Source organism: Micromonospora sp. WMMD735, from assembly GCF_049178995.1.
In the GTDB taxonomy this organism is placed as follows: domain Bacteria; phylum Actinomycetota; class Actinomycetes; order Mycobacteriales; family Micromonosporaceae; genus Micromonospora; species Micromonospora wenchangensis.
Genome location: NZ_JBMHMJ010000002.1, coordinates 519,009 through 532,842 on the forward strand (window position 1 = coordinate 519,009; position 13,834 = coordinate 532,842).

Here is a 13,834-nt window from a genome sequence, read left to right on the forward strand (position 1 = left end):
AGCGGTACGGCCACCGGGCCGGACCGCCACCCTGCCCTGGCAATTATCGAAGGAGACAGCGACGATGCGTGCGGTGAGCGCGGTCGAAACGACCACCACCACCCATCCCTGGGCGATCCACGCCGAGGGCCTCCAGGTCCGGGCCGGCCGGTACCTCGCCGTCAACGGCCTCGACCTGGCCCTGCCCACCGGCGTACACGGACTGCTCGGCCCCAACGGCGCGGGCAAGACCACCCTGATGCGCGCCCTGGCGACCGTCGTGTCCCCGGCCGGCGGCCGGCTGACCCTGCTCGGACACCCCGTCGACGGCCGTTCCGAGCTGCGGGCGGTCCGTCGTGACCTGGGCTACCTGCCGCAGCACTTCGGCTACTACCCCCGGTTCACCGTGCGGGAGTTCGTCGGCTACATGGCCTGGCTCAAGGAGATGCCCAAGGCGGGCGTCGCCGCGGCGGTGCAGCGGGCCATCGACCGGGTCGGGCTCACCGCCAAGGCCGACGCCCGGATGAAGACCCTCTCCGGCGGCATGCTGCGCCGGGCCGGCATCGCCCAGGCCATCGTCAACGACCCACGGCTCCTGCTGCTCGACGAGCCGACCGTCGGCCTCGACCCGGAACAACGGCTCGACTTCCGGGAGCTGCTGCGCGACCTCGGCGGCGACACCTGCGTGCTGGTCTCCACCCACCTGGTCGAGGACGTGGTGGCGGCCTGCACCGACGTCGTCCTGGTCAACGAGGGCCGCCTGGTGTGGCGGGGCACGCCCGAGGTGCTGGCCGCGCAGGGCGACGCGGGTCACGCCGGTGACAGCCCGGCCGAGCGGGGCTACTCGGCGCTGCTGCGTCAGCACCGTGCGGAGGCCACCCGATGAGCGGGCGGACCGCCGACACGCAGACTGCCGCCGCCCGGCGGCCCGAGGGGAAGCGGGGTGCCCGGGTGGGCGTCATGGGGATCGAACTGCGCCGCTCCGCCGCACTCGGAGCCGCGGCGATCACGGTGGTGATCGGGGTCGGGTCGCTGTACGTGGCGACCGGCCGCTGGTCGACCGGCTGGATGGCCCTGGCCCTGGCCATCCGGGAGTACCTGCTCCTGATGTGGCCGCTCGCCCTCGCGGCCGGGGCCTGGCAGGGCCGCCGGGAACACCGGGCGAAGGTCGGCGAGCTGTTCGCCACCACCGCCCGCCCCCGCACCGCCCGGATGCTGCCGGTGCTCGGCACGATGGCCCTCACCCTCGTGGTCGCCTACCTCGTGGTGACCGCGGCGGGCATCGCCTGGATCGTCAACACCGCCTCGTACGTGCCGCTGCCGAACTTCGTCGTCGTCACCGCGGTCGGCGCGCTGTCCCTGGTCGCCGCGGCGTGGCTCGGACTGGGCATCGGGCGGTTGCTGCCCGCCCTGGTGACCGCCCCGGCGCTGGCGGTGGGCGGTGTGCTGCTGGTCTTCTTCAGCACCGTCTCGACCCCGGAGCGGCTGGCCGCGGCGATCTCCCCGGCGCACGGCTCCGGCGGCTTCCACGAGTACCAGACCATCGACAACCGGGTCAGCGGCGCGCTGGCGATCTCGATGATCACGCTCGCCGTCACCGGCCTGCTGCTGTTCGTCGCCGACGGCTGGCGGCTGCGGGTGATGGCGGTGCTGCCGGTGCTGCTCGGGGTCGGGGTGGCGACGACGATCCTCCCCACCGACCGGGACATGCTCACCTGGCCGGTCGACCCGGTCGCGCGGGAACTGGTCTGCACCGACGACACCCCGACGGTGTGCGTCAGCCGGGTCCACGCCAACGTGCTCGACACGATCACCCCGCGGGCCCGGGAGGGCCTCGCGGCGCTGGCGAAACTACCGGACTCGCCGACCGTCGTGCACGAGGACACCCGCACGATCGGGTACCGCCAGGAGCAGCCGGCCGCCCGGAACGGGGTCGTCACGATCGAGGTCCGGATCGACAAGCGGGGCCGGCTCGCCCACCCCGACCTCGTGGTCCTCGACGTCGTCAGAAGCCTGGGCGTCCCGTACGACTACGACTGCCAGAACCGCAACGAGACGGTCGAACGGGCGGCGGCGTACTGGCTCATGGGCCGTGAGCCGCGCTCGGACGTCGGGCTGGTTCCCGGCATGATCGAGGAGGACCCGGCGATCACCACCGGGGCGAAGACCCTGTGGCAGGGCCTGCGGGCGCTGCCCGAGGCGGAGGCGGTGGCCCGGGTCACGGCCGTCCGCGACGCCGTGCGGGCCTGCCGGGACTCCGAGGGCCTGCTGTCCCGGAGCGCCAGGTGACCGGGACGCTGCTCTACCTGCGCTCACGCCGGGTACCCGTGGCCCTGGCCGCGGCGGTCGGCGGCGCCGCGGTGGCCTGGGTGCTCTACCGGGCCCTGGCCAAGGACCGCGACGCCACCCCGCTGCTGGTCGTGCTGACCGTCCTGATGATGGTCGCGACGCTCGCCCCCACCCTCGTCGGCCCGGACGCGAACCTGGACCGGACGGCGTCACTGCGGTGGTCCTGGCGACGCGGCGCGCACCTGCTCGCCGGCGGGGTGATCGTCCTCGCGGTACTGCTCGCCACGTTGCACACCGGAGCCCGGTTCGGGCCGGCCGCACTGGTGGTCCGTGACACCGCCGGGCTGCTCGGCCTGACCGCGCTGTGCACGAGCGTGGTCGGCGCCGCCCGGTCCTGGTTCCTGCCGGTGGGCTGGACCACCATCGCGGCCATGTACCCGCAGCAAGGCACCTGGGGAGCGGTCGCCACCTGGCAGGGCCAGCCGACCGACAGTCGGGCCGCCACGGTGATCGCGGTGGCGTTCGCCCTCGCCGGGCTGGTCGTCTACGCGGTCGCCGGCCCCGCCCGCACCGACCCGGCGGAGTAGCGGCTCGGGCGTCCGGCGGCGGGCAGGAACCGCCGCCGGACGCGGCGGGGGACGACCGGGCGGCCGGGCGGGGCGCGACGCCCGGTCAGCGCGGCGACGCGGCGGCGGTGCAGGCCGGCGGGAGGTGGAACCAGCGCAACGCCTCCACGCCGGCCGGCAGACCGGTGGGCCCCTCGTCGACCTGGTCCCGGCGGCCGGCCAGGATCTCCCGCGCCTCGTGCAGGTAGCCGGCCAGGGCATCCTCCCCGGCCCGACGCCGGCGCGCCGCCGGCTGCTCCCCGCCGGTCACCAGCCGGGCCAGGTCGGCCAGGCCCACCGACCGGCCCGGCCCCCGGTGGTGCTGCCACAGGCCGGTACGGGCGTCGAAGTGGTAGTCGGCCAGCAGCCGGTGCCCCTGCCGGGCGACCAGGTCGACGGCGTCGATCAGGTAGTCGGCGACCTGGTCGGACAGGAAGTAGCCGAAGGTGATCCGGGTCCACCCCGGCTTGATCCCCTCGCACCCCCGGGCGATCTCCACCCGGAACGCCCGGGACCGTTCCTCGTCGATGCCGAGCAGGCGGTGCCCGTACGGGCCCGCGCAGGAGCACCCACCCCGGGCCTGGATGCCGAACAGGTCGTTGAGCAGCGCCACGACGAAGTTGTGGTGCAGGTGGCGGGCACCGTGGCGGATCTGCACCGACACGATGGGCAGCCGCCGCGCCCGGGGGTTGCCCAGCACCACGATCCCCGGGTTCGTCGACCAGCGGCGTAGCGCCCGCGACCACAGCCGCTCCTCACGGTCGGCGATGACGTCGGTGCCGACGGACTGCTTGAGGGCGAACACCAGGCCCGCCCGGATCGACTCGACGATCGCCGGCGTGCCACCCTCCTCACGGGCCACCGGATCGTCGAGATACCGGTGCCCCACCGGGTCGACGAACGCCACGGTGCCGCCACCGGGGACCACCGGAACCCGGTTGCGCATCAGATCCCGCCGCACCACCAGCACGCCGGGGGTCTGCGGGCCGCCGACGAACTTGTGCGGGGACAGGAACACCGCGTCCTTGCCGTCTGCGGCACCCGGCGTCGACTCGCCCATCCGGATCGGCACGTACGGGCCGGCGGCCGCGTAGTCCCAGCACGACAGCGCCCCGTGGGCGTGCAGCAACGCCGCGACCGCGTCGGTGTCGGACAGGATGCCGGTGACGTTCGAGGCGGCGGAGAAACTGCCGACCCGCAGCGGGCGGTCCGCGTACCGGACCAGCCGCTCGGCCAGCTCGGCCCGGTCGATGTGCCCGTCGGCGTCCGCACCGATGACGACCACGTCGGCGTACGTCTCCCGCCACGGCAGCTCGTTGGAGTGGTGCTCGTAGGGGCCCACGAAGACCACCGGGCGCTGCTGCGGGGCGATGGCGTCCAGCAGGCCGTGGCGGCGCGTCGGCCCGTCGGGCAGCCGCAGTTCGAGCACGCCCACCAGCTTGTCGACCGCCGCCGTCGCCCCCGCACCGCAGAAGATCACCGCATGGTCGTCGGTGCCGCCGACGGCGTCGAGGATCGTCCGCCGGGCGTCCTCCCGCAACCGTCCCGTCGCCCGGCCGGTGGCGGAACTCTCGGTGTGGGTGTTGGCGTAGCGGGGGAGGACCCAGTCCCGGACGGTGTCCTCCACGAAGTCCAGCGCCCGACCGGAGGCGGTGTAGTCGGCGTAGGTGATCCGGCGTGGCCCGTACGGGCCGTCCAGCACCTCGCCCTCGCCGACGACCCCGTCGCGGATCCGCGCCAGCAGCCGCTCTGTGTCGACCGTACCCATGTCGCGCTGCCTCCCCACGGCGATGGCGACGGGGCGGGTCGACGGGATGTCGGCGAGCGTCGGTTCCCCGACCGCTGTCCACAGTGTGCCCGACCGGCCGGTCCTGCCGCTCGCCGCCCGGTGTCCGGGGTCCGACGCCGCCACCCGGTCCGGGGCGGCCCGGTGTCACCACCGGCGTCCGGCCCGCTGCGGCACCTGCCGCCCGGGTCCACCTGGTGCCCGCGCCCGTGCGGGTGCGACGATCTCCACCGGCCCTGCCGACGACCCGAGGAGGACGCGATGGCGACCGCTGCCGAGCTGGACGACTGCCGGCGGGTCGCCGAGGAGGCGGCCCGCCTCGGTGGCCGGGAACTGCTGCGGCGCTTCGGCGACCACGGCCGCGTCGACTACAAGACCGCTCCCACCGATCTGGTCAGCGAGGCGGACCGGGCCAGCGAGACGCGCATCGTCGAGCTGCTGCGTGCCCGCCGCCCCGGCGACGGCATCCTCGCCGAGGAGGGCAGCGACCACGTCGGCGACTCCGGGCTGCGCTGGGTCCTCGACCCCCTCGACGGCACCGTCAACTACGTCTCGGGGATACCGTTCTGGTGCGTCAGCGTCGCCTGCGAGCAGCAGACCCCGGACGGCTGGCGGCCCGTCGTCGGGGTGGTCCACGACCCGGTCCACGACGAGACCTTCTGCGGCGTCCGGGGCGGCGGCGCGGCCCTGAACGGCACCCCGCTGACCCGGCGCGCCGGTGTCACCCTCGGCGAGGTCGTCCTCGCCGCCGGCTACGCCTACGACGTCGCCCACCGCCGGGTGCAGGCGGCCGTGGTCACCGACCTGGCCGGTGACGTACGCGGGGTGCGGATGCTGGGCTCGACGGCGCTGGCGTTGGCCTGGATCGCGGCGGGCCGCTGCGACGCCTACGTCGAGGACCGCACGTTCCGCTGGGACTGGGCGGCCGGTCAGGTGATCGCCGTCGAGGCCGGCGTCGCGGTCGAGGTCAGCGGCAGCCGGGTGCTCGCCGCGCCACCGGAGCTGATCGACGGCCTGCGTCCCCGGGTCGCGGCGCTGGGGTGACCCGCACCGGCCGCGCTGACGGTCGGGGCGTCACCCGGCACCGAGACAGACGAACGCCGCCGCCGTGGCCGCGGCGGTGCCGTCGCCGCAGGCGACGAAGGCCCGTTGGGCGTCGGCGAGCGCCTGCGCCGGGCGTAGCCCGGCCCGCATCCGTCGGTGCAGGTCGAGCATCAGCGCGGTGGTGGGGTCGGCCGGCACCGGCAGCACGGTGGCGACCAGGCACCGGGCACCCAGTCCGAGCAGCACGGCGGTGAAACCCATGACCTCGTCGCCGGGGCGGACCCCGGTCAGTCCCGAGTCGCACGCGGACAGCACCACACAGCCGGGCGGACGGGTGACCCGCTCCCACTCGTAGGCGAACAGCGGTCCGTCGGCCAGCTCCAGGGTGGAGAACTGCGGATTGTCGGCGCGGAAGGTGCCGTGCGCGGCGATGTGGACCAGACCGGCCCCGTCGAGCGCCGCGGTCAACGCGTCGGCGGTGGCGTCCGCGCCGGTGAGCAGGGTCGCCCCCGGCAGCACCTGCGCGAGCCGGCCCACCTCGGCCTGACCCGCCGGCAGGCGCGGCCCGCAGGCCAGCACCGACGGCCCGGCCGAGGGTTCGCCGTCGTCCGCCCGCAGCCAGGCCGTGGCCGACGGGGCGACCGTCACGGCACGCCCGGCGCAGGTCGGCAGACCCGCCCAGGCCACCGCGTGCAGGGCCCCGACCGGCACGATCACCAGGGGACGGTCGCCGAGGTGCCGGCGCAGCGGATCGAAGAGCTGCCGGTCCAGTGCGGCGGCGGCGTGCCCGGCCCCGTCCCGTGCGGTCGCCGTGTCGCCGGTGGTGACCAGCCGGCGCAGCGCGAACCGGTGCCACCGGGTCAGGTGCACCGCCTCGGCCAGCGGACCGAGGTCGTGCAGGCTGGCCCGACCGTCGCGGACCAGCACCGCCCGCAGCCGGTCGCCGTGGGCGACCAGCTCGACCAGCACCCGGGCGCCGAGCCGTCCGGCGAGCACGCCCACGCCCGGCGGTTTCACCACACCGGTCCCACCTGGCACCCGGCGGGCCAGGTCCCGGATGCGCTGCTCCAGCCGCGCCTGCCGACCACGCAGGGCGTGCGCCGGCCGGCCCGCCAGCACCTCGTCCTCCAGCAGGCTGCTGACGAGCCGCAGTTCGGTGAGCGCCGCGAACAGGTCCGGGTCGTCCGGGGGCAGCGCCGGACGCATCCGCAGGGTGTTGGCCCGCCAGCGTTCGGCCCAGGCCAGGGTCCGGGCCGGGGAGCCGGCCCGCACCGCGATGTCGAGACCCTCGGCGGCCAGTTCCCGACCGTACGTGCCGCTGTGGGCGCGCAGCTCCGTGGCGCCGAGCGACGTGCGGTGCCGGTCCAGCACGGCCAGCCCCCGCCGCAGCGCCCGGGCCGCCCCGGCGTCGTCACCGGTGAGTCGACGCGACCGGGCCAGGGCGTACCAGCCCTGGGCGCGGCGGGAGGCGGTGCCCCGACGGCGGGCCTGCGCGGCCACGTCGAGCAGGCTCACGGCCCGGTCGACGCGACCCGAGGCGGCGGCCAGCAGGCCGGCTTCGAGGCGGGTGGTCAGCGCCGGCCCCGGCCACCCGGTGGCGTCGAGTTCGTCGGCCGTCCGCACCATCGCGGTGAGCAGCGCCGCCGTCCGGGTGCCCCGGCGGAACTCCGCGCGCAGCTCGACGTGCCGGGCGAAGGCGGCCCAGGTGCGGCGGCCCTGACGCCGGAACCTGACCCGGGCCTGGGCTGCGGCCGCAGTCGCGGTGTCCAGGTCGTCGGCGAGCAGCGCGGCGCGGGCCTGGGCCAGCAGCGCCTCGGCGAGGTCCGAGGCCATGCCCCGGCGGTGCAGCTCCCGTACCGCGGCGGCGGCCACCCCGACCGCCTCGTCGAGCAACGGCACCGACAGCAGCAGCTCGAACCGGTCCAGCAGCAGCGCCGGACGCGGGACGGCGAGCCGGCGGTACTCCTCGTCGACGTCGGCGAAGCAGCGCAGCGCGACGGCGATCTCGCCGCGTTGCCCGGCGGCGATGCCGCTGTTCCACCTGGCGTCGGCCGCGGCGAGGTCGAGCCCGAGCCGGTGGAAGACCGCCGCCGCCCGGGAGAGGTCGTCGCCGGGGCCACCTGAGGCACCCCGGTGCGCGTTGAGCAGTCCCCGGTTGTTGCGGGCGCGCGCCTCCAGCAGCGGATCGTTCTCGCGTTGGGCGATGTCGATGGCGATGCCGTAGTCGCGCACCGCCTCGGCGTAGCGCCCGCGGTAGTGCAGCACCACCCCCCGCTGCATCCGGGCCCGGCCGGCGTCGGCACCGGTGAGCTGGGGCAGCGCGGCGGTCACCGCCCGCAGCGCGGCAGCGGTACGACCGGCGTTGGCCAGCACGTACCCGAGGCTCATCCGGGCCAGCGCCCGGGTACGGGGGGTGCCGGACACCCGTACCGCCCGGCGCAGGTGGCGCAGCGCGCCGGGCAGGTCGTTGAGTTCGCGCAGGGCCAGCCCGATGGCCCGCTCGGCGGTGGAGCGCTCGTCGTCGTCGGCGGTCTGGCTGGCGAGCACCCGCTGGGCGATGCTGATCGCCTCGGGTGGGTATCGCTGGACGGCGTCGAGCGCCGCCTGGGCCGCCGCGGCACCGCAACCGGTGCTGTCGGGCATGCCCTAGAGAGTCCACGACGAACAGCCGCGAGTCAACGTCGAGAATCCATCGCGGGAATGTCGTCAATGGGTGTCCTGCTCGGTTGCCCTAATTGACAAGCGGCGATGGTGCGGAATAATTGGCGGTCGGGGAATTCACCGCGCCCGCCCTCGGTGGGCACGCTTCTTTCACGAGCATGGAGGATCCGTGCCGCCGTCTGACCACCCCACCGTGCCGGGTCCGGGCGGCCCACTGTCCCGACGGCGGATCCTGACGCTGTCCGCGCTGGCCGTGGCGGCGCCGTTCGGTGTATTGCCGCGTCCGGCCCCGGCCGCCGCCGGCGACGCGGATGCCGACGCCTACCAGAAGGCGTTCGAGGCCGCCCTGGCCGCCGACCAGAACGTCCGCCGCTACACCGCCCCCGGCCGGGAGATCCTCTACCGCCCCCGGCAACTGCTCGCCGCCGCCGCCGACGCCAAACGGGTCGCCACCTGGCTGCGCGCCCACGATTATCCGGTGACCGTCGGCACCGGATTCGCCGGTGTCACCCGGCTGCTGTTCGACCGGGAGACCGACATCCCCGGCGTCGTGCGAAAACTGCGCGACCCCCAGCAGTGGCCCGGCCAACCGGTGCCGGCGGTGCAACCCCACCACGTGCTGCTCGGGCTGGGCAACATCATGGGGAACCCGGGCACCCCGCCCCGCTCCGCCCCGGCGCTGCCGCCCCCCGACCCGACCCGGCTCGGTGAGGGCGCCGGCGTCACCGTCGGCATCTGCGACACCGGGATCTGGCAGCAGGCCGGCGCGTGCCACCCGCAGTGGCTCGGCGGGGCGTACCTGCCGCAACTCGACGACGAGGACCCGCTCTACGTCCACACCGACGTGCTCGCCCCGCAGGGCGGGCACGGCACCTTCGTCGCAGGGGTGGTCCGGCAGGCGGCCCCGGGCGTACGCGTCGACCCGGAACTGGCCCTGGACCCGACCGGGGTGGGCGACGAGTCGACGGTGGTGGCCGCCCTGAGCCGGCTCGCGCCGCAGGTCGCCGTGTTCAACCTCTCGCTGGGCGGCTACACCCTGGACGACCAGCCGTCGCTGCCACTGGCCAACGCGGTGGCGGCGTTGCCGGCGACGAGCGCCGTGGTCGCGGCGGCCGGCAACGCCGGCACCAGCCGACCACTCTGGCCGGCCGCCCTGGACCGGGTGGTGGCGGTCGCGGCGGTCAGCCAGACGACCGGCGGCCCGGTGCCGGCGGCCGACAGCTGCTACGGACCCTGGGTGGACGCCTGCGCCGTCGGCGAGCGGCACAGCACCTACGTCGAGGGGCAGCTCCCCCTGCCCGGCAGGCCGGCACGGCAGTTCCACGGGTTCGCCGTCTGGGCCGGCACCTCGTTCGCCACCGGGCACGTCTCCGGGCGGCTCGCCGCGATGATGACCGCCGGGGGCCTCAGCGCGGACGCGGCGCGTGCGAGCCTGCTCGCCGCCCCCCGTTGGCATCCCGACTACGGGGTGCTCGTCGGATGAGCCGCGTCGACGCCCCGGGCGGTGACCCGGCGACCGGTGCCAGCGCGACCAGCCTGCTGTCCGCCGCCGCCCGCGGCGACGAGTCGGCCTGGGCCGAGCTGGTCCGCCGGTACACCCCGATCGTGTACGCGGTCATCCGCGCCTACGACCTCAGCCGGTACGACGCGGCCGACGTCAACCAGACCGTCTGGCTGCGTCTGGTGGAGCAGCTGGGTCGGGTACGCGAACCCGAGGCGCTACCGGGCTGGCTGGCCACCACCACCCGCCGGGAGTGCTACCGGCTGTCCCGGGTGAGCCGCCGGTCCCACCCCGTCGACCCGTACGACCAGGCACTGGAGGGCCAGTACGGGCTCTCCCGGGAGCGGGCGGCGATGGCACCCGCACCGGACGACGAGTTGCTGCGCGCGGAGCGCCGGCAGGCGTTGCGGGCGGGTTTCGTGCAGCTCCCGTCGCGCTGCCAGGCGTTGCTGGCGCTGCTGACGGCCGACCCGCCGGTGAGCTACCGGGAGGTCGCCGAACGGCTGGGCGTGCCGATCGGCAGCATCGGCCCGACCCAGGCACGATGCCTGCGTAGGCTGCGGGAGTGCCCGGCGATCGTCGAGTTTCTCGGAGCTTCCACCATCGGTACGAATCGGGGGTGAACCGGATGGAGCCGTGGCCGCCTGCGGATGACGAGGCGCTGACGACGGAGCTGGGTGCGGCCCTGTGGGACACCGGGCCGGTCTCGGAGGCGTACCTGAGCGCGGCCCTGGCCGCGTTCACCTGGCGGACCGCCGACGCGGAACTGGCCGTCGCGGAGCTGACGTTCGACTCGGCGGTCGACGCCGAGTTGGCCGGCATGACCCGTTCCGCGGCGTCCGCGCGGACGCTGTCGTTCCGGGCCGGGTCGGTGCTGGTGGAGATCGAGGTGACCGACGCCGGGATCGTCGGCCAGCTCTCCCCGTCCGGTGGCGGGCGGGTCAGTGCCCGGACGGCCGCCGGCACCTACGACGAGGCGTCGGTGGACGCCGTGGGCTTCTTCTCGCTGGGTGTCCCGCCGCCGGGCCCCGTCCAGCTGTGCGCGCGCACCGTCGGGTACGCGGTGTCCACCGCCTGGGTCTGTCTGCGCTGACCTCGGTCCGACCGTGGTCGTGCTGGCCGCGCTGCTGCGCCGTGATCCGGTGCCGCACGCGCGGTGCGCCGCCCTCTCGACGGCGTCCGACAGTACAGTCGGCGTCCCGTGCCCGGTCGTGGCCGCGACCCACGACGGTGGGGCGCGGGCCGCACGGCCCGCGCCCCACCGTCCTGCGGTGGTGACGGTATTACCCCCGCTGCTCGCCCGCCAGCAGGTACTGCACCCCGCCGAGGTCGGCCCGTTCGGTGCCGTCGGCGTCGGGCCCGAACTGGGTCACGTTGAGCGCGGTCTCCTTGGTCAGGGTCGTGTCGGCCGAGAAGCCCAGGGAGAACTCGAGGCGCTCACCGGGCTTCAACAGCAGCCCGCTGATGGTGGCCCGCCCCGGATCGACGATCTCCAGCTCGGTCTTGCCGACCTGGCGGACTCCCGTGGCGACCTTGCCGGTGGACTGCCAACGCTCGAACAGGGTCGGGCCGAGGTCGACGAAGACCCGGGCGCCCTGGGCCTGCTCGGCCGGCTGGGTGAAGACCAGGTCGTTCTTGGTCTCCGCGGCGGTCACGTTGCCGATGGCGAACGGCCGGACGACCCGGGGCCCGCCCGAGACGAGTCGGACCGAGTCGACGTTGCGCCAGGCGACGTTGTTGTTGTACTGGGTGTTGACGCTGGTGCTCGGCCCCTCGAAGGTCATCGGGTCGGTGGGCGAGACCCAGCGCGCCAGCAGGCAGAAGTGCCCCGGTCCGGGCACCCCGGTCCACGGGATCGTCACGGTGGTGACGCCCGGGTAGACGGGCACGCTGACCGCGCCGATCTGGGTCCAGTGGGTCGGCCAGGTGGCGCCGCCGCCCGGGGTCGTCCGGTAGACGCGCAGCACCCCGTTGTCGATGCCCGAGCCGTACGGTCCGTTGTTGCGCAGCTTGATGAAGAGGTAGTTGGTGACCCCGACCCTCGGGTTCTGGCTGGTGGAGCACTCCACGGCCGTCGGGCAGACCTTGATGTCGGGGCTTGCCCACAGCGGGCTGTACGAGTGCGGCTGGATGCCGGTGTCGGCGGTGACGTCCTTCATGTAGACGTCGGTGCGGGCCGCCGCGGCGGCCTTGCCCTGCGGTGCCTCGCCGGGTGCCGCGGCGGCGGCGGTGACCGCCAGCAGCCCGGCCAGCGCCGCGCCCGTGAGGACGGCCAGCGTCGAGCGGCGGACGCGCTTTCCTACCTTGCCCATGACAGGTTTTCTCCCATCGGCGGGGGACGTCGAGTCCGGCGTGTTGCGATGCCGTGTCGACGCGATGACGTCGTTGAAGAGCCGTGAACGTGCCGGGAAATACCGTCGCGGGGTCGGCCGTCAGATGACGCCAGGACCGGCAAATAAGACACTCATCGATGTCTGGCGCGTATGCGCCCCGGCGGGGTGCCACCGGAACGACACGGTCATCCGGGCGTGATCGCGACCACTGCCGGACGTAAGGTGTACTAGGGTGCTCCCATGGATCTGAGTGACAGCGCCTCACCGGTGACAGCCACCCGGCACGGTCCAACGGAGGGCGACTCGTCGACACCGATCCGGCTCCGTGCGGCGAACATTCACCAGCGGTACGGCAAGAATCATGTCCTGAAGGGCGTCGATCTGACGGTCCGTGCCGGCGAGGTGGTCGCCATTATCGGCGCCAATGGCTGCGGAAAGTCGACGCTCATGAGGATCTGCGCCGGTCTGGTCAGCCCGTCCAGTGGTGTGGTGGAGGTGGACGAGAGCATGGCCTACTGCCCTCAGCAGGCAGGACTCATGGGTTACCTGACCGCCGACGAGCACTTCGCGTTGTTCGGTGCCGGGCACGGAATGGGTCGGAGCGAGGCTCAGGCCACCGGCCGGCAGCTCGCGAAAAGCCTGGCCTGGGACGGCGGCATGACAACGCAGGCCAGGCATCTCTCCGGCGGCACCCAGCAGAAACTCAACCTTATTCTCGCCGCGCTGACCGATCCCGACATCCTGCTGCTCGACGAGCCCTACCAGGGTTTCGACCGGGGCAGCTACATCGATTTCTGGGACTGGGTTCTGCAGCGCCGCGACGCCGGAAAGTCGACGCTCGTCATCACCCACATGTTGAATTCACTCGACCGGGTCGACGCCGTTCTCGACCTCGGAGCGAAGGCCGCCGAGTCATGACCAAGCTGCTCACCGTCGCGGAGATGATGGGTCGGGATCTCGCCCGGCGGCGGGTGGCCCTCGCGCTGCTCGCATTCGTCCCCCTGCTGTTCTACCTGGCCCGGCACGACGGTAATCCCGAGAAGGCGATCCGCTTCGCCGGTCTCGGCCTGGCCTGGGCGGTGAGTACGGCCGGCCTCTTCCTGAGCAACACCACCAAGGCCGTGGAGCGGCGGCTGCGCCAGATCGGCTACCGGCCGGCGCACCTCTACCTCGGCACGCTCACCGCGCTGCTGGCCCTGGGTGCCGTACTCGCCACGGTCTACTGGGTGCTCATCTATCTCGACCAGGACAACCTGGCCCGGCCCGGCGCGGTAGCCATCGAGTTCGGGCTCACGGTGGTGGTCGCCGCCCCGCTGGGCCTGCTGATCAGCGCCGTCGCCCCCCACGATCTGGAGGGCACCCTCGTCCTGATCTCGATCACCGGATTGCAGTTCCTCGTCGAGCCGGACCAGAAACTCGGCAAGGCCCTGCCGTTCTGGTCGACCCAACAGGTCGGGACCTTCGGTCTCGACGGCGGCGACCCGGAATACCTCCGCAAGGGCCTGCTGCACGGCGCCCTGTACTGCACCGGCCTCGTCCTGGTCACGGCGGTGCTGGCCAGCGTGCGGCTACGGCAGCGCAGGCACCTGCGGATCCGGGCGGCCGTCCGGTAGGAGCAGCGGGGCGGGTAGGAGCA

The 13,834-nt window shown here is 74.1% G+C and carries 12 protein-coding genes; 9 read left to right on the forward strand and 3 right to left on the reverse strand.

All coding sequences use genetic code 11. The features are described from left to right. Positions 1 to 64 precede the first annotated feature (64 nt). The 3 genes from ACN268_RS02310 to ACN268_RS02320 are packed head-to-tail and all read left to right on the forward strand — an operon-like array spanning position 65 to position 2,855. Complete coding sequence (locus ACN268_RS02310; protein ID WP_421481482.1) at positions 65 to 865, forward strand: ABC transporter ATP-binding protein; 801 nt, start codon at positions 65 to 67, stop codon at positions 863 to 865. Beyond that, positions 862 to 2,268, forward strand: coding sequence for a hypothetical protein (locus ACN268_RS02315; protein WP_421481483.1), 1,407 nt, complete (start codon positions 862 to 864; stop codon positions 2,266 to 2,268). The genes ACN268_RS02310 and ACN268_RS02315 overlap by 4 nt, the downstream gene beginning before the upstream one ends. Beyond that, entirely contained in the window at positions 2,265 to 2,855 is a 591-nt protein-coding gene (locus tag ACN268_RS02320) for a hypothetical protein (protein WP_421481484.1), read from the forward strand. Before ACN268_RS02315 ends, ACN268_RS02320 begins: the two co-directional genes overlap by 4 nt. Positions 2,856 to 2,940: 85 nt before the next feature. Here the strand turns inward: ACN268_RS02320 and ACN268_RS02325 are convergent, their stop codons facing one another. Further along, positions 2,941 to 4,641: an aminotransferase class V-fold PLP-dependent enzyme gene (locus ACN268_RS02325; protein WP_421481485.1), complete on the reverse strand. Its 1,701-nt coding sequence runs from the start codon at positions 4,639 to 4,641 to the stop codon at positions 2,941 to 2,943. Positions 4,642 to 4,920: 279 nt separating this feature from the next. Between ACN268_RS02325 and ACN268_RS02330 the strand changes: the two genes are divergently transcribed. Then, positions 4,921 to 5,703 (forward strand): inositol monophosphatase family protein, encoded by a 783-nt coding sequence (locus tag ACN268_RS02330; RefSeq protein WP_421481486.1) that lies wholly within the window; start codon positions 4,921 to 4,923, stop codon positions 5,701 to 5,703. 30 nt (positions 5,704 to 5,733) lie between these two features. Here the strand turns inward: ACN268_RS02330 and ACN268_RS02335 are convergent, their stop codons facing one another. Then, entirely contained in the window at positions 5,734 to 8,346 is a 2,613-nt protein-coding gene (locus ACN268_RS02335; RefSeq protein WP_421481487.1) for a CHAT domain-containing protein, read from the reverse strand. A 187-nt stretch (positions 8,347 to 8,533) separates the two neighbouring features. On the opposite strand from ACN268_RS02335, the gene ACN268_RS02340 reads away from it, so the two are divergent. Genes ACN268_RS02340 through ACN268_RS02350 form a run of 3 tightly spaced genes read left to right on the forward strand, consistent with a single transcriptional unit; the run spans position 8,534 to position 10,958 of the window. After that, positions 8,534 to 9,847 (forward strand): S8 family peptidase, encoded by a 1,314-nt coding sequence (locus tag ACN268_RS02340; RefSeq protein ID WP_421481488.1) that lies wholly within the window; start codon positions 8,534 to 8,536, stop codon positions 9,845 to 9,847. Next, a complete protein-coding gene (locus ACN268_RS02345) occupies positions 9,844 to 10,488 on the forward strand; it encodes an RNA polymerase sigma factor (RefSeq protein WP_421481489.1) in 645 nt (214 codons plus the stop codon). Before ACN268_RS02340 ends, ACN268_RS02345 begins: the two co-directional genes overlap by 4 nt. Before the next feature lie 5 nt (positions 10,489 to 10,493). Then, positions 10,494 to 10,958 (forward strand): hypothetical protein, encoded by a 465-nt coding sequence (locus ACN268_RS02350; protein ID WP_363654835.1) that lies wholly within the window; start codon positions 10,494 to 10,496, stop codon positions 10,956 to 10,958. Positions 10,959 to 11,148: 190 nt separating this feature from the next. On the opposite strand, the gene ACN268_RS02355 is transcribed toward ACN268_RS02350, so the two are convergent. Beyond that, on the reverse strand, positions 11,149 to 12,177 hold the full coding sequence (locus ACN268_RS02355; RefSeq protein WP_421481490.1) for a hypothetical protein: 1,029 nt from the start codon (positions 12,175 to 12,177) through the stop codon (positions 11,149 to 11,151). A 261-nt stretch (positions 12,178 to 12,438) separates the two neighbouring features. Between ACN268_RS02355 and ACN268_RS02360 the strand changes: the two genes are divergently transcribed. Together ACN268_RS02360 and ACN268_RS02365 are read left to right on the forward strand one after the other, a co-directional pair. Next, the gene (locus tag ACN268_RS02360) at positions 12,439 to 13,116 is read left to right on the forward strand and encodes an ATP-binding cassette domain-containing protein (RefSeq protein WP_421481491.1); all 678 of its coding nucleotides are present in this window, start codon (positions 12,439 to 12,441) and stop codon (positions 13,114 to 13,116) included. Then, positions 13,113 to 13,811, forward strand: coding sequence for a hypothetical protein (locus ACN268_RS02365; protein ID WP_421481492.1), 699 nt, complete (start codon positions 13,113 to 13,115; stop codon positions 13,809 to 13,811). Before ACN268_RS02360 ends, ACN268_RS02365 begins: the two co-directional genes overlap by 4 nt. Positions 13,812 to 13,834 lie beyond the last annotated feature (23 nt).

What these genes read in the sequence shown, in the direction of transcription:
- ACN268_RS02355 (WP_421481490.1), bottom strand. Translation starts at nt 12,177, where the DNA reads ATGGGCAAGGTAGGAAAGCGCGTCCGCCGCTCGACGCTGGCCGTCCTC.
- ACN268_RS02330 (WP_421481486.1), top strand. Translation starts at nt 4,921, where the DNA reads ATGGCGACCGCTGCCGAGCTGGACGACTGCCGGCGGGTCGCCGAGGAG.
- ACN268_RS02325 (WP_421481485.1), bottom strand. Translation starts at nt 4,641, where the DNA reads ATGGGTACGGTCGACACAGAGCGGCTGCTGGCGCGGATCCGCGACGGG.
- ACN268_RS02350 (WP_363654835.1), top strand. Translation starts at nt 10,494, where the DNA reads ATGGAGCCGTGGCCGCCTGCGGATGACGAGGCGCTGACGACGGAGCTG.
- ACN268_RS02335 (WP_421481487.1), bottom strand. Translation starts at nt 8,346, where the DNA reads ATGCCCGACAGCACCGGTTGCGGTGCCGCGGCGGCCCAGGCGGCGCTC.
- ACN268_RS02345 (WP_421481489.1), top strand. Translation starts at nt 9,844, where the DNA reads ATGAGCCGCGTCGACGCCCCGGGCGGTGACCCGGCGACCGGTGCCAGC.
- ACN268_RS02365 (WP_421481492.1), top strand. Translation starts at nt 13,113, where the DNA reads ATGACCAAGCTGCTCACCGTCGCGGAGATGATGGGTCGGGATCTCGCC.
- ACN268_RS02310 (WP_421481482.1), top strand. Translation starts at nt 65, where the DNA reads ATGCGTGCGGTGAGCGCGGTCGAAACGACCACCACCACCCATCCCTGG.
- ACN268_RS02360 (WP_421481491.1), top strand. Translation starts at nt 12,439, where the DNA reads ATGGATCTGAGTGACAGCGCCTCACCGGTGACAGCCACCCGGCACGGT.
- ACN268_RS02315 (WP_421481483.1), top strand. Translation starts at nt 862, where the DNA reads ATGAGCGGGCGGACCGCCGACACGCAGACTGCCGCCGCCCGGCGGCCC.